The following is a 22,537-nucleotide window of genomic DNA, read 5'->3' as shown; positions in this document are numbered from 1 at the left end:
CGAAGCGACGTGGTGCGCTGCAGATCCGGGGCCGATACGCCGGCGCTTTGGGCGGTCCCGGCTCTGTTGAACGGCATATCGGCGATGCAAGGGCATCGCCTGAGATGCCGCATCGCGTCCGGGACACGAACAGGGGGCGGACAAGCCCGATGTTTCCCTCTAGAATGGTCCCATCCATCCACAGAGGCCCATGATGAAACTGACTCCCCAAGCCGCCGGCACCTTTGCCATCGCACCGACCCCGTTCCACGACGACGGCCGTGTCGATGATGCGTCCATCGACCGGCTGACCGATTTCTATGCCGAGGCCGGCTGCGGCGGCATCACCGTGCTCGGCATCATGGGCGAAGCCCCCAAGCTCGAGGCTGCGGAGGCCCAGGTGGTCGCCACGCGCTTCGTCAAGCGTGCCGGCAGCAAGATGCAGATCATCGTTGGCGTCTCCTCGCCGGGCTTTGCCGCGATGCGCGCGCTGGCCCGGGCATCCATGGATGCCGGCGCCGCCGGCGTGATGATCGCGCCGCCGCCGACGCTGCGCACCGACGACCAGATCACCAGCTATTTCAAGCAGGCCGAGGAGGCCATCGGCTCCGACATTCCCTGGGTGCTGCAGGATTATCCGCTGACCCTCACGGTGGTGATGACGCCGGCGGTGATCCGCAAGATCGTCATGGACTCCAAGTCCTGCGTGATGCTCAAGCACGAGGACTGGCCGGGCCTCGAGAAGATCTCCGCCTTGCGCGGCTTCCAGAAGGACGGCTCCCTGCGCGAGCTGTCGATCCTCACCGGCAATGGCGGGTTGTTCCTCGATTTCGAGATGGAGCGCGGCGCCGACGGCGCCATGACCGGCTATGCTTTCCCGGAACTGCTGGTCGACGTGGTGAAGCTGTCGAAGCAGGGCAAGCGCGATGAGGCGCACGACCTGTTCGACGCGCATCTGCCATTGATCCGCTACGAGCAGCAGCCAGCCATCGGCCTCGCCGCGCGCAAGTACGTGCTTCACAAGCGCGGCGCCATTGCCTCGGCCGCGCAGCGCAAGCCCGGCTCGGCGATCACCGCGATGGCCAAGGCGGAGATCGACTATCTCTTGTCGCGCGTCGCCCGTTTCGATAAGCGCGCCAACCTGACGCCGCAGGCCAGCGCGGCGGAGTAATAACCTTGTAGGATGGGTAGAGAGAGCAAGCGCGGAAGCGCTTGTTCTCGAAACCCATCGTTGTTGCGAACGTGATGGGTTTCGCTACGCTCTACCCATCCTACAGATTGAGCATCCCCAAGAATGCCGATCAGGGAGTGAATTCGAATGGCCAGCGAGCCCGGCGTTGCGCGTCCTGCCTCCACCATCCTGCTGCTGCGGGAAGGCGCGTCGGACGCCATCGAAGTCTTCATGATGGTGCGGCACTATCAGATCGAGTTTGCTTCCGGCGCGCTGGTGTTTCCCGGCGGCAGCGTCGATGCTGGCGATCACGAGATTATCGGCAGGCCAGAACTCTATGCCGGCAGCGACGGCCTCGACGCCACGACGCTGAGCTTCCGCATTGCCGCGATTCGCGAGACTTTCGAGGAAAGCCGCATCCTGCTGGCGCGGCTGCGCGGATCGGACGACCTGATCCCGGCGGCGCGGGCGGCCGAGATTGCCGACGCCCATCGCGATGCGCTGAACGAAGGCAAGATCAGTTTTGCGCAGATTCTGGCCGACAATGGCCTGGTGCTGGCGCTCGATCTGCTGGTGCCCTATGCGCACTGGATCACGCCGGAAGGCATGAAGAAACGTTTCGACACCTGGTTCTTCCTCGCCGCCGCGCCGCCCGAGCAACTCGGCATGCATGACGGCAAGGAATCCACCGACTCGATCTGGCTGTCGCCGCGCGAGGCGCTGGAAGGCGGCGACAACGGCCGGTTCACGCTGCCGTTTCCGACCACCCGCAGCCTGATCAAGCTCGGCAAGCAGCCCGGCGTGCAGTCGGCGCTGGACCATGCGCGCGCCAGCACCATCGTCACCGTCATGCCGGTGGTCAGCCGCGACGGCGACAAGCGCCAACTGCGGATTCCCGCCGAGGCCGGCTACGACGGCGAGGTGTTTGAGATGACCGGCGCGCCGTAGGCCGCAGCAAATACAACAGCCGTCATCCTGAGGCGCTCGCCTCAGGCGGAGCTCTTGCTCCGCCGCCACGGCGAGCCTCGAAGGATGCGGCGACGAGCGTCGGAACTTGCGGCCCATCCTTCGAGGCCGTCGCTTACGCGACGGCGCCTCAGGATGACGGTGGGGTGGGTGTGGCGGGCTCGGGTAGGTTATCCCGCTTTCGCCTGAACCGCCGCCGCGGTGTCATCCCAGAACGGCCGCCGCAATTCGCGTTTCAACACCTTGCCGGCTCCGGACAACGGGAACGGTTCGGAGCGCACGTCGATGCTACGCGGGCATTTGTAGCCGGCGATGCGGTCCTTGCAGAACGCCACCAGTTCGGCGGCGTTGAGCTGCGCGCCGGCCTTGGCGATGACGATGGCGTGCACGGTCTCGCCCCATTGCGGATCGGGAATGCCGATCACCGCGCATTGCGCCACCGCGGGATGCTGCGCCACCACGTTCTCCACCTCGATGGAATAGACGTTCTCGCCGCCGGAGATGATCATGTCCTTCATGCGGTCGACGAGGTAGACGTAGCCTTCCTCGTCCATGTAGCCGCCGTCGCCGGTGTGCATCCAGCCGTCGATCACGGCCTTGGCCGTTTCCTCCGGCCGCTCCCAGTAGCCCATCATCACATTGTCGCCGCGCACCGCGACTTCGCCGACCTCACCCGTGCCGACCGGCTTGCGGTCCGGGCCGACGATGCGCACTTCGCAGCCGATGGCGGCGCGGCCGCAGGCGCGCTGCCGGTTCTTGGCCGTGGCTTCCTCGCCGAAGTGCTGGTGCCAGGGCAGGTGGGTGGCCAGCGGCGACAGTTCGGTCATGCCGTAGAGCTGGTGAAATTCAACGTTCGGCAGCCCGGCCATGGCGCGGTTGAGCAGCGCCTGGTTGATCGGCGAGGCGCCGTACATGATCTGCTCCATCGAGGAGAGATCGGCGGTGTGGAAATTCGGATGATCGGTCAGCATCTGGATCATGGTCGGCACGATCAGGGTCGACGTGACCTTTTCCTTTTCGATCACCTGCATCACCAGTTCGGGGTTGAACATCCGCACGATCACGTTGGTGCCGCCGGAGATCAGCTGGGCGAACATGGCGCCGCCATTGGCGACGTGAAACATCGGCGCTGCGTTGAGATAGATCGTGCCGTCCGGCAGGAATCCCTCGGCCAGCATGTGCAGCGAATTGGCGACGATGTTGCCATGGCTCAGCATCACCCCCTTGGAGCGGCCGGTGGTGCCGCCGGTGTAGAAGATGCCGGCGAGGTCCTCGCGGCCGCGCATGGCGTCGGGCACCGGGGCGCTGCCCGCGACCAGGCGCTCGTAATCATGGGCCTCGGAGGGGCCGGCTACGTCGTCGGCATGGATCAGTGTCAGCTTCACCGTTGCCGGCATGGCCTTGACGAGGTCGACGCCCATCGCGGCGAAGGTGGCGTCCACCACCAGCGCCGAAGCCCGGCAATCCACCAGCGAGTCGGCGATCTCGGCTGCGCTCCAGCGCACGTTGGTCGGCACGATCACCGCACCGGCCCAGGCGACGCCGAGATAGAGCTCCAGATAGCGGTCGGAATTCAGCATCAGCACCGCCACGCGGTCGCCCGGTTTGAGACCGAGGCCCTTGAGCCCGCCCGCCAGCCGCGCCACGCGGTCGCCGACGTCACGCCAGCTCCGGCGGCGGCCGCCGTCAACCGTCGCGATGCCCAGCGGATTGGTCTGCAGCACCCGGCGCAGGCCCTGGGTGATATTCATGGCGTTCTCCCTGTGATCAACGATGCGGACGCTTGCGCGCCTCTTGGCCGGCGATCATAGTCAGGCAAGGGCCGCCCGCAAGCTGCCATGACGACGCTTGGCCGTTCCCCCGCAGGCCAAACTCGGCTTATATTGCCGCGGTTTGGAGCCGGTCGTACCCATCATGCTTTCTGCAGTCGCGGCGTTTTTTCGGCGGGTCCGCTCGTCCTCGCTTACGATCGGCCAGCTGACTTTCAGCGGGTTTCTGCTGGTGCTGGCGGTCATCCTGGTGACGAGCATCGGCAGCGTGGTCGCGATCCGCCATATCGACAACACCTTCGGGGAATTGCAGCGGCTGCAGTCGCTGGGCGATCTCGCCGAGGAAATCGACCGTCGCATGAACGGGCTGCGGCTGGCGGCGCGGGATTTCGTCACCGATCCCGACGCCCGTCCGGAGCGGGTGTCGCAAGCCGCCGCGACGCTGGGCGAGCTGCTGAAGAAGACCCGGATCGAGCTGGCGCCCGAGCAGCGCGAGATGATCGACGGCGTCGCCGCAAGGCTGGCCAGCTATCGGGAGGGGATTGAGCGGGTTTCGGCGCTGATTGCCCGCCGTGCCAGCCTGGTCAGCACGCTGGCGCCGCTGCGCGAGAAATTCGAGGCGGCGATCGGCGAGATGCCCGACCGGGGCACCGCCCGCAGCCTGTTCAGGGGGCAGAACGAGGTCAGCTCCGCCTTGCTGGCGCGCGATCCGCTCGGCGCCGAGCAGGCGGCGCAGCGGATGCGCGCGCTGCCCATCGGCGACCCCGCGCTGCGCACCGCCGCCGACGACTATGCCGATGCCATCGTTGCGATTGCCGGGACCGAGAGCGAGATCAGCGATCTCGACAAGGAGGTGCTGGGCACCGAGGGTCGGCTGATCGGACGCGTCACCGAACTGCTGCGCGAACTCAGCGCGCGGCGCGGGCGCGTGCTGTCGCGGGACTTTGCGCGCACCCTGACCGAGGCGAAGTGGCAGAGCATCGCGCTGGGCAGTGCCGGCGTCCTGGTCGGGCTGCTGGCGGCCCTGTTCGTGGTGCGCCGCACGGTGCGGCCGCTGAAGGCCATCGCCCGGGCCATGCGCGCGCTGGAAGGCGGCGCCCAGCATATTTCGATCCCCGCCACCGAGATCGACAACGAAATTGGCGACATCGCCCGTGCCGCGGAAGTGTTCCGCCGGACCCTGGTGGACGCCGACGCCGCGCGCGAGGCGGCGGTGCACGCGCTGGCCGAACAGCGCCTGGCCGAGGAGAGCTACCGCAAGCTGTTCGAAGGCTCCGTCGACGGCATCTATGTGACCACTCCAGCGGGCGCGCTGCTGAATGCCAATCCGGCACTGGCGCGGATGATGGGCTACGAGTCGCCGGAGCAATTGATCCGGGCCACTCTCGACATTGCCGGCTCCATCTATGTCGATCCCGCCGCGCGCGCCGAATACCAGATGCGGATGGAGCGCGACGGCATGGTGCGCGAGTTCGAATACCAGGTGCGGCAGCGGCAACACACGATCCTCTGGCTCTCCGACAGCGCCACCGCGGTCCGCGACGAGACCGGCGCGGTGGTCCGCTACGAGGGCACCGTGCGCGACATCACCAACCAGAAGCGTGCCGAGGCCGCGGTGCAGGAAGGCCGCCGGCTGCTGCAGCAGGTCATCGACACCGTGCCGGCCGTCATCAACGTCAAGGACAAGCGGCTGCGCTACGTGCTGATGAATCGCTACATGGCGGGCATCTTCGGCATCGAGCCGGACGAGGCGCTGGGCCGCACCACCGGCGAACTGATGTCACGCTACGGCTCGGCCAAGACCAGCGACCCCGACAAGCGCGTGCTGGCCTCGGGGGAGGGCCTCGGTTTCTACGAGGAGGAATATCAGGACGCGGCCGGCGCCATGCGGCAGTGGCTGGTCAACAAGCAGCCGCTGCTGTCGCCCGACGGCAAGATCGAGAATATCGTCACGGTGGCGCTGGACATCGGCGAGCGCAAGCGCAGCGAACAGGAGATGCGCAAGGCCAAGGACGCCGCCGAGGCAGCGCTGCGCAATCTGCGCGAGACGCAGAACTCGCTGATCGAGGCGGAGAAGCTGGCGGCTCTCGGCCGCCTCGTTGCCGGCGTCGCCCATGAGGTCAACAATCCCGTCGGCATCAGCCTCACGGTGGCGTCGTCGCTGGAGCGCAAGATCGCCACGTTCGCGGAGGAGGTGGCGCGCGGCGAGCTGCGCCGCTCCAGCCTGATGGACTTCATCGAGATCCAACCGCGATGCCGCGTCGCGGCTGGTCGGCAATCTCAACCGCGCGGCCGAATTGATCCAGTCGTTCAAGCAGGTGGCGGCCGACCGCAACTATTCCGACCAGCGCGAGTTCGACCTCGCAGATCTCACCGAGCAGGTGGTGATGAGCCTGAAGCCGGGGCTGCGGTCGCAGAACCTGGCGCTGTCGGTGGATTGCCGGCCCAACCTGATCATGAACTCCTATCCCGGCCCTTACGGCCAGGTGCTGACCAACCTGTTTCTCAATGCGGTGGCGCATGCCTTTCCCAGCGGCGGGGGCGGCAAGGTAGAGGTCCGGATCCAGGAGTCCGGCGCCGACCATGTGGAGATCCTGTTCGCCGACAACGGCGTCGGCATGACGCCGGAGGTGCGCCGCCGCGCCTTCGATCCGTTCTTCACCACCCGCCGCGACCAGGGCGGCACCGGGCTCGGCCTGCATATCGTCTACAGCATCGTCACCAATCGCCTCGGCGGCCGGCTCAACCTGCATTCCGATCCCGGCAACGGCACCCGGATCCAGATCATCCTGCCGCGGGTGGCGCCGCCCGATGTGGTCGCGGAATAGCGCTGCGCCTGTTGCGGGCAGGGTTGGGGCGCCCGCGTCGCGACCGGTTCACCGGCGGAGAGTCATTCGGTATCGGCCAGCCAGCGCAGCGTCGCGCGAAAAATCTGGCTGTGCTTGCCGACCAGCGCGGTGCCGTTCATCACCGCGGACTTGTCGTCGTAGGTGCCGGTGACGCCGATGCCGACCGGCTGCGGGCCGCCGAACAGCGGGCTCATGGCCGGGCTCGGCGTGTGCTGCTTGACCGTGATCTCGCCCTTGAGCGTGCGGGCCTCGGCGTTGATCACATAGCTGCCGGTATAGAACAGGAAGGCGTCGCCGCCGAGGATCTGGCCGTCGCGAAAAACCACGACACCGCTACCCTTGCCCGAGCGCCCATCGAGCAAATCGACGTGGATCGAATACAATGCGTTTTTCATAATGTCCCGGTGGCGCGACCGTGTCCCCCAGTCGCGCAAATGTGTTTATGCCAAATTCCGGGGACCAGCGTCAACGAATCCCGCGCACCGGCAGCAGGTTGCGCGGGGGCGGGCGCTTTCATCACGCTGAATTGCGCTGCACCGCAAAGAGTAGCGACATGGTTGGGCCGGAATCGCGTAGTCTGCTGTGATGTAATCGAAGCAGTCCGCCGACGGATTTGGGCGGCAGGCGCAAGAGCCGCGGCGCGATCGACTCAGTCCAGGCGATCGCTGACAGCTCTTTCGGCGCGTGATTTCGACCGCGTGCAGCGTGTGTCGTGACCGCCCTGCGGAATAACCTGGCCGGCATGGCGGGTGAGGTGTTGCGTTGCCTGCAGCGTCGGTGTCGCTGCCGACGTCTTCTTACGATCTGATGAGATTTGCGTGAGCGTCGCGAAAAGCCGCGGGAATATGGCCCGCGAAATGCATAACGTTTCTTGACGATAGTTGCACTGGCCGGGAGCTGGAGCAAGGCAATGAGCGACTGGATGATGTCCGGCGCCGATGCGCCGTGTCTGCGTGACGAAGCAGCCAGATACCAACAACCGCGCTGCGGCAGGCACCGCAGACGTCGCCGGATATCATTGCCGGCACGCGTCCTGATACTTGCCGCTGCAGCATTGCCGTTGTCGCATGCGGTGATGGCGCGCGACAACGGTCAGTACGCCGCCACGTCGCCGGATCTGAAGGCGTGGTTCGACAGTCTGCGATCAGGCAAGGGGCCGTGCTGCTCCGATGCCGATGGCAGCGCGGTCAGCGATGTCGACTGGGAGTCCAGCGGCGGACATTATCGCGTGCGGCTCGACGGCAAATGGCTGGACGTGCCCGACGAAGCGGTGATCACCGCGCCCAACCGCGTGGGCCGCACCATGGTCTGGCCGATGCGGGGCGATACCGGAATTCTCATCCGTTGCTTCATGCCGGGCAGCATGACCTAGAGTCTGAGCCATCAAGACTGAAGCGTTCCAATCTTGTCCCGGACGCGGTGCGGCATTCTCAGGCGATGCTCTTGCATCGCCGCTATGCCGCTCCGCAAAGCCGGGACCGTATCAGGCGCTATCGTTTGTGGCGGGTCCCGGATCTGCAGCGCACTACGCCTCCTGACGGAGGCGCAGTGCGCTGCGTCCGGGACACGCTTCTGGGGAGTTGGATCCAGCTCGCGTTCTGCTCGTCGGCCGACCGGTTCCGTGACGTGAATGCATGGCTCGCTGCCGCGATGGCCCCTTAACAGAAGCGAAAACCGTTCCTATACTGTTGGGACCATCAACAACGAAAGGAGGTGATCCAGTGTTTCACTCAAAGCGCTGTCACCTCGCTGAGGCCGCCCGCTAACGCTCAGTGATGAGCCTGGCAAAGGGCGCCTTAGCGCCTTGGTTCAGCGAGACGGAAAGGGCGCCCCGGCAACGGGGCGCCCTTTCTTGTTGCCGCGGCTTGACCGGCACGCCCGCCATGGCAAGCTAAGGTCGATCTTTCGTGGAGCAGTCGCGATGCCGAAATCGCCGCGCGATCTGGCGGAACGCATGGCCGGCCGGCGAGACAGGCAACGCCGCGCGCCGACATCCGAAGATGGCTTCCTGCGGGAGACCTTCACGGACTCGCGCGAAAACGCCCGCCAGATCGCGCGGGCGTTCTTCGATCGTTTTCCCAGGCAGGCCTATATGACCGAGGTCGAGCGCTGGCGCGAATTGCCGGACGGTGCCATCGAATTCACGATGCGGCGGCTGCCGACGGCTGATTGACCGAACAGCCGGTGATGATCGGCGCCAGGCTGAGCGCGCCGACCGCCGGCCCGGCTGCGATATCCGGGGCGCAGGCGTCGATAGTATAGCCCTTGGCGAGAATGCGGCGCGGGGGATCTTCCTCGGCGGAAGACACCTCGATCACCAGACCGCTGTCGGCGGCATGTTTCCACACCTCCGCTTTGGTGCGGAAGGCTTGGCTGACCTGGACGGTATTGGAGAACAGTGCGTAGGACATGGCGACCTCCGTGATGAGGCGATAACGCGCATTTATGCATCTGGTTGCACTGCAGCAAGACCAACTTTCGTCGGGCTTGCTGCGCGCCACCGTCGCCGGCCACGTGTCCTCAATCGCGGTAAGGTTCGGGGATCGGCACATGTCGTCCGGGATCGCGCAGGGGGCTACTTGCGATCGACGATCTGCAATTCCAGCAGGGCGATGGTCCGTAGCGCGGTCAGATCGCGCTCGCCTTCCTTGGTGGTGCGCAGGATCGACTCGGCAATGGATTGCACATGAGAGGAGCTGACCGGTTGCGGCAGCGTCGCGACCGCGCCGTCAAGCGCCTGCTGCATGACCGAGATCATGCCCGGGGAAAAGGAGGCGTTGGAAAAATCCTTCATTGGCGCTCCCGCTGATCGGTTGTCCGCACGCACCGCAACTCACGCGTTCAGGCAAACGCATCAGCGCCGGTCCCTGTTCCCCGGGGAACCCGAGATATCTCGCGCGCGGGAAAGCGAACGTTTCGGCCGCTGAGAGGTTTTCCTGGTGGAGGCGAATGCCATGACCACCGACAAGTCCGAGCTTTATCGTGAAGAGGCCGAGAAGTACCGCACCATGGCGGAGCAGGAGAGCTGCCCGGATGCGCGCGAATACTACGAGGCGCTGCAGCGTGACTACGTCAAGCTGGCATCGCGGGAGTTGCTCAGCCGCGTGGAATAGCCAGCTCCGGCCCAACCCTTTCTCATTCGAAGGACGCCGGCATTTCTGATGCCGGCGACCTTTGTGTGTGCGATCCGCCCGCGTTATTCGCCGGCGGTGACGGCGATCGGCGCGGGCGCGGTCCGCTTGTCGAGCAGCAGATAGGTGCCGCCGGCGACGCCGATGCCGGCCAGCCAACTCAGATCGGCACCGCCGAGCAGATTGATGGAGATCGGCCCCTGCAGCGCCGGCACCAGACCGTCCTGGAACAGCCAGCCGCAGACCAGGCCTGCGACGAAGGCGATCATGCCGTTCCAGTTGATGTCGCCATAGATGCTGGTCTCCGGCGAGGCGTAAAGCGCGGGCACGTCGATGACGCCTTTGCGCTTGATGTAGAAGTCGGTGAGGATGACGCCGGCATAGGGGCTCATCCACATCAGCAGGCTGATCATCCAATTGTCGAATGCCTTGGCGAAGTCCGGTGCAAGGATGAAGTAGATGGTCACCAGATAGCCGGCGATACCGACGATCAGCGCCAGCATTGTGCGTGACAGTTTCAGGCCCATGCTGAGCGCTGCCAGCGCCGCCGAATAGACGTTCAGAATGTTGCTGGCGATCGGGCCGTGCAGCACCATCAGCAACACCAGGATCGCCGCGAAGCCGCCGAACACCGCAGAGACCATCTTGGCGGGATCGGCGTCGAGCGTCACCGATGCAATGGTGGCACCGAGGATGGCCAGCCACACGCTCGGCACGAACATGCCGATATAGCTGTACCAGAACACTTCTTTCGACGAGACGCTGCGCGGCACGAAGCGCGAATAGTCCGACGCCCAGGTGACCCAGGAAATGCCCCAGCCGACGCCGACCGCGGTCATCAGCAGCGACAGCATAGCGAGATGGGCGCCCGGCGGCAGCGAGCTCTTCAGGCCCCAGTTGACGACGCCGGCCTGGCTCCAGGCCAGCACGCTCATTAGCACCATGATGGCGACCGTCACCGGCACCGTATACTTCTCGAAGGTGCGGATGGCGTAGAAGCCGTAGATGCCGATCCACATCTGCACCACCATCACCAGCGTGGTGACGATGAAGGTGGCGATGCCGTTGTCGGGGACGCCGAACGGGGTGAGGATGGCCATGGAGATCTTGACCGGGAAGTAGGTGTTCACGCCGATCCAGCACAAAGTCATCAGGAACATCAGCAGGCTGGGCAGATAGGCGCCGCGGCGGCCGAAGGCCGAGCGGGCCAGCACCATCTGGTTGACCCCGGTCTTGTGGCCCATCACGGTGAAGGCGGCGAAGATGGCGCAGCCGAACAGGTTGCCGATGACGATGACCGCGATGGTCTCCATCAGGCCGAGCTTGAGGATGATGCCGAGCGCGCCCAGCGCCCAGTTCACCGGCGCGATATTGGCCCCCGCCCAGATCCACATCTGCTGCGGCCCGGTGGAGTCCCGGTCAGCGTCGGGAATTGGCGCGATGCTGTGATCATCGGCCCGGAATTCGGAATTCGTCATGATACCCCCCGTATCGTTGCAGCGATGGACCCGGGGTAATTTATGCAGGAGGCATGCCACGGGGCGGCGCGTCCGGCATGAAAGCCGGTTGCCTGGGAACCGCGTGCGGAGCCAGCGCGCTTGGGCATTAGGTCCGGCGCCGTGGAGAACCCGCGGGCACCGGATGTTCACGCCGCCGCGGGGGCTGGCTTTCGCCGCTTTCGCAGCTATGGTGCGGCCACTGCACTCGTAGCTCAGCTGGATAGAGCATCGGATTTCGATTCCGAGGGTCGGGCGTTCGAATCGCTCCGAGTGCGCCAAATTGCCACCATTCAGAATAAAACTGCGAACTCGGGACTTGGATCGGCCGATTGTGATCGGCCCCCTTCTTGCGCGGGCTATCCGGCGAAGCAAAATTGCGTCAAGCTGATATTGGATAATATTGGCGCAAGCCAACCTTCACGATGACTCAAATGGACGCCAGAATCACCGAACTCGTGGTGCGGCTCACGGCGCTGGAACGCGAGCGCGCGGAGATCTTAGCCGAGATTAACACCCTGCGATCGGTGCTGAGTGAAGAGGCCGCGGCCATCAAAGCGGTCCCTTCGGCAAAAGCCGGCGATCCCATCGACCGGAATTCGACAATCGAAAACAAGATTGCTCTGTTTCGCCGGCTTTTCCGCGGCCGCTCAGATGTCTTCCCCATCCGTTGGGAGAATCGCACGACGGGGCGCAGCGGGTACGCACCTGCCTGTGCAAATGAGTGGCAGCGTGGGATTTGCGAAAAACCAAAAGTCAAATGTTCGGCATGTCCAAATCAGGCATTCCGGGCCGTAGATGAAGTGTCGATCGATCGCCATCTACGCGGGACTGACACGAATGGCGTCCCGTTCGTTATGGGTGTCTATCCGATGCTTGCGGATAATACCTGTTCGTTCCTGGCCGCGGATTTCGACGAAGGGGAATGGCGAAGAGATGTCTTCGCGTTCAGGGAGACCTGTCAGCGCCACAAAATTCCTGTTGCCGTCGAGCGGTCGCGATCCGGAAACGGTGCTCACGCTTGGATTTTTTTCGAGGAACCGATACCGGCGGCGTCAGCGCGCCGTCTCGGGGCCTTCCTAATCACCGACACGATGGAACGTGTCCCCGATATCGGATTCGGATCCTACGATCGGTTTTTCCCGAGCCAAGATACAATGCCTGCGGGTGGCTTCGGTAATTTGATTGCCTTGCCGCTTCAGGGACTCGCGCGAAGTGCTGGCAACAGCGTGTTCATCGACGAGTCTTGTTCGCCATATCTGGATCAATGGGCCTTCCTGTCAGCGATTGAACCTATCGCGCGATCGAGGGTGGATCATCTGGTCGAGGAAGCGAGTGCATCTGGAAAAATTCTCGGCGTACGTATTCCTCTTGTCGACGAAGACGAAGAACCGTGGCTTGCCCCACCATCGCGCCGACAACCAACGCCAGCAATAAGCGAGCCACTGCCAAGCGCGATCACCATCGTGCAGGCCGACCAGATTTACATCCTGCGTCACGCGCTACCGCCACCCTTGACCGCGCGCCTTATTCGTCTCGCGGCGTTCCAGAACCCAGAATTCTACGCTGCACAAGCAATGCGACGATCGACCCATGACAAGCCTCGGATCATCTCCTGCGCAGAGTTGACCAGCCGTCACATTGCTTTACCTCGCGGCTGCTTCGACGCCGTCCGCGATCTCCTCGTGTCAGTTGGAATTGCAGTAACGATCGAAGATTGCCGCGCTATCGGTGCGCCGATCCCATTTGCCTTCACTGGCGCATTACGCTCCGATCAGGAAGCCGCGATCACAGCCCTGTTGCCGCATGACACCGGCGTGCTCGCGGCAACGACGGCGTTAGGTAAGACGATCCTAGCCATCCGGATGATGGCCGAGCGCGGACGCAATACATTGATGCTCGTTCACCGCCGTCAGCTGATGGATCAATGGATCGAGAGGCTCACAGCGTTCTCAGCTATGCCGCGTGACGCGATCGGCATGATCGGCGGCGGTCGTCGCAAGCCGAAAGGTCAGGTTGACGTCGCCCTGATCCAGAGCCTGGTTCGCAAGGGAGAAGTCGACGATATCGTCGGCAATTATGGGCATCTCGTAGTCGACGAATGCCACCATTTGTCGGCGGTAAGCTTTGAACTGGTCGCGCGCCGCAGCAAGGCTCGCTACATTCTCGGTCTGTCAGCAACGGTTACGCGAAAAGACGGACATCACCCGATCATCGTTATGCAATGTGGTCCCGTTCGCCATCGCGTGGATGCACGAACCGAGGCAGCCAAGCGCCCATTCGATCACGTGGTGCGGATCCGGGATACCAGCTTCCAACTTCAAGCCACATTGGGGACCCCTGCTCCTTCCATTCAGGATGTTTTCAAGGAGTTGGTTGATGATGAAGTGCGCAATGATCTGATATTCGATGACGTCTTGTGTGCTCTTGAGGCGGGCCGCTCCCCCGTCGTGATAACTGAGCGCACCGCCCATTTGGAGACCATCGCAAAGCGTCTTGAGCGTTTTGCTAGGCATGTGGTCGTATTGCGCGGTGGGCAAAGCGAGAAGCAGCGGCGCGACAGCGCCGCGCGGCTCGCAGCAATTCCTCAAGGCGAGGAACGTGTCATAGTCGCGACCGGACGCTACCTCGGCGAGGGTTTCGATGATTCTCGCCTCGATACCCTTTTTCTTACCATGCCGATTGCATGGAAAGGCACGCTTGCCCAGTACGCCGGCCGGCTGCATCGTCTCAACGACGCCAAGCGCGAGGTGATCATATATGATTATGTCGACATGAGAGTGCCGGTTCTGGCCCGTATGGCTGCGAAACGCCGCATTGGCTATCAGTCAATTGGATACAAGATATTGGGTGCGCGCGATCTGTTTTCCGATCAGGTGGTAACATCGAGCGCACTCGCTACGCGATAGCCAGGCGACCAAATAGTTAGAAGAGCTCGGGCGGAATTACAGGAGGCCGCCAAGCAGGGCAATTCCTTTTCAGCCTGTCCGACGCCAAGGGCGCCGATTTTGTGAGTGGATATCGCCAGATCTGAAAGGAGCGAAACCAACTCCCGGCTATCATTGCCAATGATTCGCGGAGGCGCCTCGATGAGCCGAACCCAGCCAAAATCCTCGCCGACGGATGAGTATGCGAGACGGATTGCGCAGGCGATCGCCAAGGGTCGACCGCCCCCATTCAATGATGCCTTCGATCGGTATTGCGAAAGCTCTCCACGCGAAATCTTTGCCGCCTTCACGGGCGCGGCTCGCCACATGCCCCCTGCCGGCCGGGATGAGCCGCTTGCGATCGGTTATCTGGTTCTGCTGCAGCGGCTGCTCGAGCATCTGCGTTATCGCACCGATCGCGGCTACGTGGACGCAGCCAAACTGATCGCGGATTTTCAGGCCGACGTCGTCGCGCAGGTCGAGGCTGGAAACGTCGACGGCCGTATGTTTGCCTTTGTGGGAGGAGCCCTGCACCAGTCGAAAATCTCGGCATCGCCTGAGCTTGCGGCGGCGTCGGCAAGGCAGCCCGTCTACCCGGACGAGGGCGGTCCGCTTCCGACCAACGTCCACGCGGCTCTCGCCGGCATCCTCGAAGCCTGCGACGGCGATCCGTTTCTGGCCATGGGCTCGCTGATCGAAAGCGGTCATGCCATGCCGACGGAAACCCGCAGCGCCTTTGCCGTGGGCTTGGCGCTTGCCGGCATCCCCGAAGCGCGTGGCGCCGCGGTTCTGTTCCTGCTCGACCCAAATTCGACTGTGCGCCGGGCGGTTGCCGGCGCGCTTGCACAGGTCGCTGCCTCGCTGACGCCGACAGAGGTTCGGCGGCTGATCGCAATGCGCAATTGGCGACCAGAGAACGAGCGAGCCGAAGTCGACGCGGTCATCCGCAAGGCGCGGGCGGCTGGGATCGATTGCGCGCCATGGGGCGCTGGCAGCATCGAGGCAATCGTCGCCACCGCCGTCGATGGTGCCACAGCGCAGGGATTCCTGCTGATATCCCCGGCCGGACGGAAAAAGCGGATATCGTCGGTCCTGACCAAAGGCGGGATTGCGGATGCCTGGAGCGGCGAGCCGGAATCGCGCCGCCAGATCGAGATGAGTCTCGCCGCCGCCGGGATGGATACCCCAACACTTGCCGTATCCCGATCATATCTCGATCGCATCGTTGCGCACGAACTGGCGCTCACTATCGAGAAACGGGAAGCGCCGCCGTTCGGCCTGCTCCAAGTCGCCGAAACTATCGGCGGTGCCGATTGGCAGCCCGCGCGTATGGCCTTTGGTGAAACGCTCGCCGGGCTGTTCGCCGAGGTCCCCAAGGCGATGTGTGAGCCCGCCACGCTCGGATCGGTGCTTCGGATGAGCAACGAACTTGCCGAGCTAGAGGCCGTCGCAGAATCCTGGTTCGAGGACGACCCGCTGGTCGCTCAAGCGGTGGAGCGCGCCCGCGGCGGTGATCGTGCCAAACTTGTTACTTATCTATTGCAGAGCGTCATCGCCCGACATCGTGATAAATGGGCTCACATTGTTTTGCGCACGGCCCTATGGATGCGCGAGGCTCCACCGGAGGCCGACCTATGCTGGCGCGAGCTCGCGATCGTCGCAAAAGCGCTCGCCGATGGACGGGACATGACCGAGATCGGGTTGATGCGCGATATCGCATTGCGGACGATCGCGGTGCTCAGGAGCGCTGGGCCGATGTGAAAGAGCCGCAGACGCGTTTTGCGCTGCCTTTTCGCCGAATTCGGGGATTTGGCAGTGAGGCGGGGCTCCCAATGAAATCGGTCGCCAAAAATTATATTGCTATGTCAATGACATAAGAGTTCAGAATTGCTATTCTGAATGGTGTCAAAATAGACTAACTAACTAAGCTATCTCTGACGTATTTGGCTGCACGACGTGTGTCTCAATTTGCGCTGGGGATACGCCGGGGACGCAAAGTTGTCCCTGTACTGTCAATGCAAACTGGGGCGATAGAATTTCCTCTGGGGGTCACCATCAGAAGCGGCCGAGCGCTACAGCCAGCCCCGCTCGCCAAATGCAGAGAGATCAACTCCAGGCGGGGCATACCATCCCGTCGAGCCATACCGGGCGCCAAGCTTCAGAGCGAGATCCTTGTTGCCATAAGGAATCCGCAGCGGCGTCCCTGCCGCCGGATATGGTTGGGTGGGCATTGATGCGCCGGCGGCAGCATCAGCCTTTCGTTTTCGGGCTAATTTTCTCGGTGCTGTCGATTGAGGCGCAGTCGATCCCGGCGGTCTGGAGGCGGTCTTGCGACCGCTCTTGCGGCGCTTCGTGCCTTTGTTCGAGCCGATCCACGCCGCCATGGCAGCCGAATTGGCCTTGGCCTCGTCGGGAATGACGACGCCTTTCCCGAGCGCGATCTTCGTTGCGTACAAAAACTGTGCCGGACTGATCGATTTCGGTTCTGCCTTCCCGAGCGCTTTTCCGTCGGCTTTCTTGGGGGCTTGCTGCTTGAGAAACGCACCGCAGATCGATATCGACGTCTTGTAGCCGGGCGGAGGTTTGATGCCGTTTTGCCGGGCGAGGCTGTCGGCAAAGCGCCTCATCGCAGGCGTGGGTGGATATGCTGCAGCACCGTTGTCTATTGAGGCGCCAAGCAAGGGAGGCCCTCCGACGGCGGCGCCTTCCATGAGCTTGCCGATGATGCGTTGGGCGACATCACACACGGCGTCGATTGCGCCGACCATCTCCTGCTTGCCGACGACGACATCGTCGAGCAGGCATTCGAGTTGTGCAGTCACGCCCGGATCGACTAGCGCCGGATCGGCCTGTTTGAGAACACCGAACAGCGATAGGCCGGCCTCGGTCGGCACGATGTGCTTTCCCTGGGCAATCAGAAAACCCTGCTTCTTCAGGCCGCCGATGATCTCAGCCCGGGTCGCCGGCGTGCCAATGCCCTTAGCTTCCTTCAGGCGGTCCCGCAGAATCTCATCCTCAACAAAGCGCCAGGCATTTTGCATGGCCTCGATCAGAGTGCCTTCGTTGTAACGCGGTGGCGGTCGGGTCTCCTTGTCCTCAATTTTGGGGTCCTGCAGTTGTGCGGTCTCGCCGTTACGCAGCGGCGGCAGCAATTGCGCCTCATCGCCTTTTTCGTCGGCGGGTTGCCACTCTGGGAAGGCGGCTCGCCAGCCGAGATCGATAGGCTGGCGACCGGCAGCGCGGAATTCGAAGCGGCGCACGTCGAGCGTTGCGGTTGTCTGCCGGTAGCGAAAGTCAGGCATCAGGGCGGCCAGATATGCCCGCGCGATGACATCGAACAGTTTCTTCTCGTCAGACGACAGACGAGGCCAGACCTCCGGCAGTTTTTCGATCGCGTTGACGTTGGGAATGACGGCGTGATGGCTCGCGCCTTCCAGCCCCTTGTCGTAGAAGTTGCCGCTCGCACCCTTGCGGATGACTGGCGGCTCGGGCATGGGGATCGTGCTGAACGATTGGCCCACCCGCAGGCCGGCCACGATCCGCGGCACGTCCGAAATCAAGCTCGCCGGCAAATAGCGCACCTCGGCGCGCGGGTAAGTGATGATCTTCTTGCCCTGGCCATCATAGAGCTCCTGCGCCACCTCAAGCGTCTTGCTGGCGGACCAGCCGAAGCGAGAGCCGCAGAGTTTCTGCAGCGACGGCAAATCGTGCAACTTGGGCGGTCCCTGTCGCTTATCTTCGACACGCACAGCGAGCGCGCCCTCGAAGCCTTCGGCTGCTTTGACGACTTCTTCGGCAATCTCGCGTCGAACGATCCGATCCTGCGGCGCGTGCCGCATCTGAAATCGGCCTCCCTCCACTTTCGCTGTGGCTACAACTTCAAAATAGGCGAGGGGCACGAAGTTCCGGATCTCCAACTCGCGCTTGCACACAATGGCCAAGGTCGGCGTCTTCACCCGGCCGACGCCGATCACTCTCCGCGTGCCACGACCCAGGATGACGGTTGCAGTCCGGGTGAGTGACAAGTTGTAGATTTGGTCGGCCTGCCGGCGCGCGACGGCAGCGGCGTAAAGGCGGGCGTATTCGGCATTTGGCTTTGCCCGGCCGAATGCATCGCGGATGGTCTGCGAGTCCTGCGCAGTAAACAGCACCCGCAGGACTTCGCCGCTATATTTGTAATGCTCAAGAATTTCCTGGCCGATTAGCTGGCCTTCGCGGTCGCAATCAGTGGCGAGCCAAACCCGCTTGGCGGTACGAAGGGCCTCGCGAATGGCTTTGAGCTTGGCGGCTTTGTTGCCGCCCTCTGCTGGGCGAGTGTCGTAAAGGCCTTCCGGCCGCAAAAGGATCGCTGACCACCGCTTCCACTCCGGAACAACATCCTCGGGTTCGAGTAGGTCGAACAGATGGCCTTCGGCCGGAAGGATATCCCCGTAGCGTGAGCCAACGGCGGCACGGACATCTTTTGCCTGGCTGGTTTTCTCGGTGATGACGATCTGCGCAGGCATTGCGGTTTACCAGAAGGAACGGCTCAGTCTCGCGGCAAAAGAACATAACATGAACATCGCGTCGAGGCAAATTTTCGTATTCGTAAAACGTCGGGCGCTCCGACTTTTTTGCGAATGTTGATCGATGGACGCGGTGTGATGCTTTCAGGAAGATCGGCCGCCCTAGCCGATGAAGCCAGCAATTCCGTTTGTTCAGCTTGACGCATTTGTCATGCCAACCACCGACTCCTCCGAACAGGGCGTGGGACTCCACGCCGATTAACGCCGCACGCCGCGCGGATGAACCAGAAACCCTCCCTTCGTGAAGTCCCTCAATTTGTCTCACGGGTGCTGACGGGGAACAGTCCTCGCGCAAGTGGTTTATGGAGACACCGAGATGGTTCAGATGGCCTGTTCGGAGCGCATCGCTTCCATTGCGAGGCGTGCGATTGTCGCCGCCGTTGCTGCATTTGCTAGTGGTGCTGCGTTGGCGCAAAATGACTCATCAAAGCCCGGAACAGCGGTGTCCACGCCCGTGTTTATGGAGTCCTCGCTGGTCGGACCCCTGCGTCAACTGACCGATCCGGGAGGGCTTCGCCCCCGATTGGAGCAAGCAGGACTGCAATTCACGTTTTCCTACTACAGTGACCCTTTTGGAAACCCTGTGGGCGGGGTGCTGCAGGGGGCAGGTTATGACGGCCGCTTCGGCGTCCTGCCAGCACATCGCCAGTTCCGGATGCCTTGGTGTTCGGGATGCGGACGACCATTAAGTTTTAAAAGCCAATCGATCGATGTACGACATGTCGCCGCCGATCATTTCCCCGAATTCGCAATAAGCTGCTGCGAAACGTCCCAGAGCCGAGCGGCCTTGCCAGCGTCGAGCGCATAGGCTGTGAATAAGCATCGAAGTTGGGCTCTGACGCAATTTTGATGACGCATCGTTGCTCGGTAGCTCGATCTAATGAATCAGTTCAAGAACCTGGCTGCCAAGAGCGGTAAACGCAGTGACGCGTGTCACTCGCGCTTCCGTCAGCTGCACCATATCCGAAAACGGAGAGTCATTTCAAAGAGATCGGCCACTGCGGCTTTTCGCCGGCACGAGTCGCCGCCGTTCGCGAAGAGGCGCCTGATCTGGTGCTCAGCGATGCGATAGTGCCGCTGCTTGATGCTTCGGTATGGAAGGGCGATGATCGATCTTCTGCAAGCCCGGCCGATAGGCGCCACCTAGTTGCGGTACACCGTCATCGAAGTTGCGTCAGAGCCTTTATTCCACGCAGATTCACACTTCGGGAAGTCCCTCAATTTGTCTGAATGGGGTTGAAGCGGAACAATCTCTACCAATAAATTTCTTGTAAAGTGTGGACCTCCTATGTGAAATAAACGGCTCTACCAGTTCGGCTTCCATAGGCTTTGCGAAGAGAAACCCCTGCAAGGAGCTGCAGCCCATTTCGAGCAAGGACGAGGCTTGGCCAAAGGTTTCCACGCCCTCTGCGGTAACCTTCATTTTGAGCTGTAGCGCAAGTTTGTTCACCAGCTCGATGATAGCGCGACTGGAGATATCCCTAGACATGGTATCAACAAAACTCTTGTCGATTTTTATGATGTCAACGGGCAGGCTTCGCAAATGTGTAAGCGAAGCATAACCGGTTCCGAAGTCATCGAGAGCGACCAGCACACCCTTCCCCCGAAGCCGCTGCAGCGTCGCGGCAACGGCTTCCTCAAGTCCTTGCATGAATACCGTTTCGGTCACTTCAATGACGATTTTGTCGAGTTTAATTCCCTTCTTGATCAAAGCTGCGTGGATTCGGGATTCAAGGTCACCGCGCTGGAAATCAGCTGCACCGACGTTGATACTAATCCTACCGAAATCAACACCTCTATCGATCCATTTACGCATGTCTGAGGCAACGTGGCCGAGCATGATCGTCGTCAGGTTATATGATATACTGGGATCAGTGAGCGCCTCGCTGAATTCTCCGGCGGAAATGACCGATCCGTCGTCAGTCTTCATCCGCGCTAGTGCCTCAAATCCGCAAATATCGCCGTCGCTACTCCGCACTGTCGGCTGGTAGTATGGAACAAAACGGCCTGCTACGAGCGCCTTCTCAACCTCCCTCGTCTGGTGAATGCGACGCGCAATACTCGTCCGCATACGCGGTTCAAATTCAAGATAACCGCCGCGACAGATTTCCTTAGCGTGATAGAGAGCAAAATCGGCGTTTTGCGAGAGTGCAGCAGCATCCATGCCGGGTTCTAGCATCGCGCCCCCAATCGTTATTTTTGGCAAAAGCGTTGAGCTTGCAACAGTCAAAGGGTCTGCAATCTGTTGGATAAGCTGGCGAGCGACCGCGGCCATAGCTTTGGGCGTTACCTGCCTTGAAAGAACGGCAGCGAACTCGTCGCCGCCCAAACGGAAAATCCGCCCACGTTCACCGAGCTGCGATTTCAACTTTGAGGCCAATCTCGTCAGCAACATATCGCCGGCCGCGTGACCCAACGTGTCATTCACCTGTTTCAGATGATCGACGTCGATGAGCAATAATCCGAAGTGCGGATCTTTGCCTATCATGATCTCTGACACGTGCGACAGGTAGGCTGCACGGTTCTCAAGTCCGGTCAGGCTATCTGTGCAAGCCGCCTCGACAAGTTTCCTCTCGTGAAGGACACGTTCAGTGACGTCCTGGATGATGCCGAACAGCCGACGGGGCTCATCCTCAATAATTTCCATATCGCTGACGATATGAACCCAACGCTCATCGCCACTTGGCGTGATGATTCGATATTGACGGTCGAGTGCACTTGCAGCACCGCCTCTCGCATTGAGAATTCTCTCTTTGACAGACGCACGTTCTTCAGGAGCATAACAGGCAATCACTCTTTTTGCGTTCAACGGCGTTCCAATGGGCAAGCCGACGATGCGGAAGACCTGATCGGACCAGGTTATGGCACCAGTTCTAAGATTCATCTCGAAGCCGCCAACCTTGGCCGATCGCTCCGTCTGCTCAAACCGCGCCTGCCTAAGCTCGAGTTCGCGCTGCTGTTCGCGCATCCGCATTTTCTTGCTATGGCCCCGGATTAATCCAACAGCAACGGTTGCCAAGCTTTCAAGCTGCTCCATATTTTCTTCGGTGAAGGTGCGGCAGCGTACGTCCATCACACACAGGCTACCATAGCATATACCACCTTCAAGTAGCGGAGCCCCCGCATAAAATTTGACGGCAGTAGGGCCTGACACAAAAGTGTTCGCCGAAAAGCGCCCATCAGCCGCCGCATTCTGAACTATAAGCGGCTCCATCGTTTCAACAACGTTGCCGCAGAACGAGAGCGCCCGGGGTGCTTCGCCGAAGTTGATCCCTTTCTTCGCCTTGAACCATTGACGGTCGGCGTCAACAAGTGAAACAAGCGCGATTGGGGCGTCAAAGATGGAGCACGCGAGATGGACTATGGAATCGAAGTCCAGAGAAGGCCGGCTATCAAGGATACCGGCCGAGCGTAACGCGTTTGATCGTATCGTCTCCTTTGCACCAGCCGATTGCACGGTGGCTAGATCGAATTGCTCTTCCATATGACCTCCGCCAAGAAAAATGTGCTGGCTCATTTCAAATATTTCTTTCAAATTTAAGCAGGCCCTCCTTAGAATTGGTAAACTGGCCCGAGCGTTTTGGCATTGTCAGCCAAGTCCAATCTCGTTTGAAGATGCGCAGCATATGGCTGACTCAGTCCAAAGCAACCCGCCTCGACGGTCATGCGGTTGACTGCTTTAGT

Annotated in this window: 15 protein-coding genes, 1 tRNA gene and 1 pseudogene; 10 read left to right on the top strand and 7 right to left on the bottom strand. The window is 61.8% G+C overall.

The genetic code is table 11. The features are described 5' to 3' along the window. Positions 1–193: 193 nt before the first annotated feature. A complete protein-coding gene (locus ACUXVA_RS24855; protein WP_265083198.1) occupies positions 194–1,150 on the top strand; it encodes a dihydrodipicolinate synthase family protein in 957 nt (318 codons plus the stop codon). 147 nt (positions 1,151–1,297) lie between these two features. Continuing rightward, positions 1,298–2,098, top strand: coding sequence for an NUDIX hydrolase (locus ACUXVA_RS24850; RefSeq protein WP_445488787.1), 801 nt, complete (start codon positions 1,298–1,300; stop codon positions 2,096–2,098). Positions 2,099–2,286: 188 nt separating this feature from the next. Here the strand turns inward: ACUXVA_RS24850 and ACUXVA_RS24845 are convergent, their stop codons facing one another. After that, on the bottom strand, positions 2,287–3,867 hold the full coding sequence (locus ACUXVA_RS24845; RefSeq protein ID WP_445488785.1) for a long-chain-fatty-acid--CoA ligase: 1,581 nt from the start codon (positions 3,865–3,867) through the stop codon (positions 2,287–2,289). Between the two features lie 163 nt (positions 3,868–4,030). Here ACUXVA_RS24845 and ACUXVA_RS24840 point away from each other — a divergent pair. Further along, positions 4,031–6,713, top strand: a pseudogene (locus ACUXVA_RS24840) (PAS domain S-box protein). 62 nt (positions 6,714–6,775) lie between these two features. Here ACUXVA_RS24840 and ACUXVA_RS24835 read toward each other — a convergent pair. After that, positions 6,776–7,129 (bottom strand): GrlR family regulatory protein, encoded by a 354-nt coding sequence (locus ACUXVA_RS24835; RefSeq protein WP_265083202.1) that lies wholly within the window; start codon positions 7,127–7,129, stop codon positions 6,776–6,778. 515 nt (positions 7,130–7,644) lie between these two features. On the opposite strand from ACUXVA_RS24835, the gene ACUXVA_RS24830 reads away from it, so the two are divergent. Together ACUXVA_RS24830 and ACUXVA_RS24825 are read left to right on the top strand one after the other, a co-directional pair. Continuing rightward, a complete protein-coding gene (locus ACUXVA_RS24830; protein WP_265083203.1) occupies positions 7,645–8,106 on the top strand; it encodes a hypothetical protein in 462 nt (153 codons plus the stop codon). Between the two features lie 549 nt (positions 8,107–8,655). Beyond that, positions 8,656–8,907: a hypothetical protein gene (locus tag ACUXVA_RS24825; protein ID WP_445488782.1), complete on the top strand. Its 252-nt coding sequence runs from the start codon at positions 8,656–8,658 to the stop codon at positions 8,905–8,907. On the opposite strand, the gene ACUXVA_RS24820 is transcribed toward ACUXVA_RS24825, so the two are convergent. Together ACUXVA_RS24820 and ACUXVA_RS24815 are read right to left on the bottom strand one after the other, a co-directional pair. Beyond that, positions 8,876–9,145 (bottom strand): hypothetical protein, encoded by a 270-nt coding sequence (locus tag ACUXVA_RS24820; protein ID WP_265083205.1) that lies wholly within the window; start codon positions 9,143–9,145, stop codon positions 8,876–8,878. The genes ACUXVA_RS24825 and ACUXVA_RS24820 overlap by 32 nt on opposite strands. Before the next feature lie 164 nt (positions 9,146–9,309). After that, complete coding sequence (locus ACUXVA_RS24815) at positions 9,310–9,528, bottom strand: hypothetical protein (protein WP_445488780.1); 219 nt, start codon at positions 9,526–9,528, stop codon at positions 9,310–9,312. 160 nt (positions 9,529–9,688) lie between these two features. On the opposite strand from ACUXVA_RS24815, the gene ACUXVA_RS24810 reads away from it, so the two are divergent. Continuing rightward, positions 9,689–9,847, top strand: coding sequence for a hypothetical protein (locus tag ACUXVA_RS24810; RefSeq protein WP_265083207.1), 159 nt, complete (start codon positions 9,689–9,691; stop codon positions 9,845–9,847). Between the two features lie 83 nt (positions 9,848–9,930). Here ACUXVA_RS24810 and ACUXVA_RS24805 read toward each other — a convergent pair whose 3' ends face one another. After that, positions 9,931–11,343 (bottom strand): purine-cytosine permease family protein, encoded by a 1,413-nt coding sequence (locus ACUXVA_RS24805; RefSeq protein ID WP_445488778.1) that lies wholly within the window; start codon positions 11,341–11,343, stop codon positions 9,931–9,933. A 222-nt stretch (positions 11,344–11,565) separates the two neighbouring features. On the opposite strand from ACUXVA_RS24805, the gene ACUXVA_RS24800 reads away from it, so the two are divergent. The 3 genes from ACUXVA_RS24800 (at position 11,566) to ACUXVA_RS24790 (ending at position 16,049) form a co-directional block, all read left to right on the top strand. Next, positions 11,566–11,642, top strand: a tRNA-Arg gene (locus ACUXVA_RS24800). A 153-nt stretch (positions 11,643–11,795) separates the two neighbouring features. Continuing rightward, on the top strand, positions 11,796–14,270 hold the full coding sequence (locus ACUXVA_RS24795) for a TOTE conflict system archaeo-eukaryotic primase domain-containing protein (RefSeq protein WP_445488776.1): 2,475 nt from the start codon (positions 11,796–11,798) through the stop codon (positions 14,268–14,270). A 180-nt stretch (positions 14,271–14,450) separates the two neighbouring features. After that, positions 14,451–16,049: a hypothetical protein gene (locus tag ACUXVA_RS24790; RefSeq protein ID WP_445488775.1), complete on the top strand. Its 1,599-nt coding sequence runs from the start codon at positions 14,451–14,453 to the stop codon at positions 16,047–16,049. A gap of 311 nt (positions 16,050–16,360) precedes the next feature. Here ACUXVA_RS24790 and ACUXVA_RS24785 read toward each other — a convergent pair whose 3' ends face one another. Then, complete coding sequence (locus ACUXVA_RS24785) at positions 16,361–18,793, bottom strand: type IA DNA topoisomerase (RefSeq protein WP_445488773.1); 2,433 nt, start codon at positions 18,791–18,793, stop codon at positions 16,361–16,363. A 376-nt stretch (positions 18,794–19,169) separates the two neighbouring features. On the opposite strand from ACUXVA_RS24785, the gene ACUXVA_RS24780 reads away from it, so the two are divergent. Next, a complete protein-coding gene (locus tag ACUXVA_RS24780; RefSeq protein ID WP_445488771.1) occupies positions 19,170–19,661 on the top strand; it encodes a hypothetical protein in 492 nt (163 codons plus the stop codon). A gap of 390 nt (positions 19,662–20,051) precedes the next feature. Here ACUXVA_RS24780 and ACUXVA_RS24775 read toward each other — a convergent pair whose 3' ends face one another. Beyond that, a complete protein-coding gene (locus ACUXVA_RS24775) occupies positions 20,052–22,370 on the bottom strand; it encodes an EAL domain-containing protein (RefSeq protein WP_445488769.1) in 2,319 nt (772 codons plus the stop codon). Between the last annotated feature and the right edge of the window lie 167 nt (positions 22,371–22,537).

Source organism: Rhodopseudomonas sp. RCAM05734, from assembly GCF_052658035.1.
Note: the sequence above shows the minus strand (reverse complement) of the source record. Positions and strands in the feature narration are given on the sequence as shown.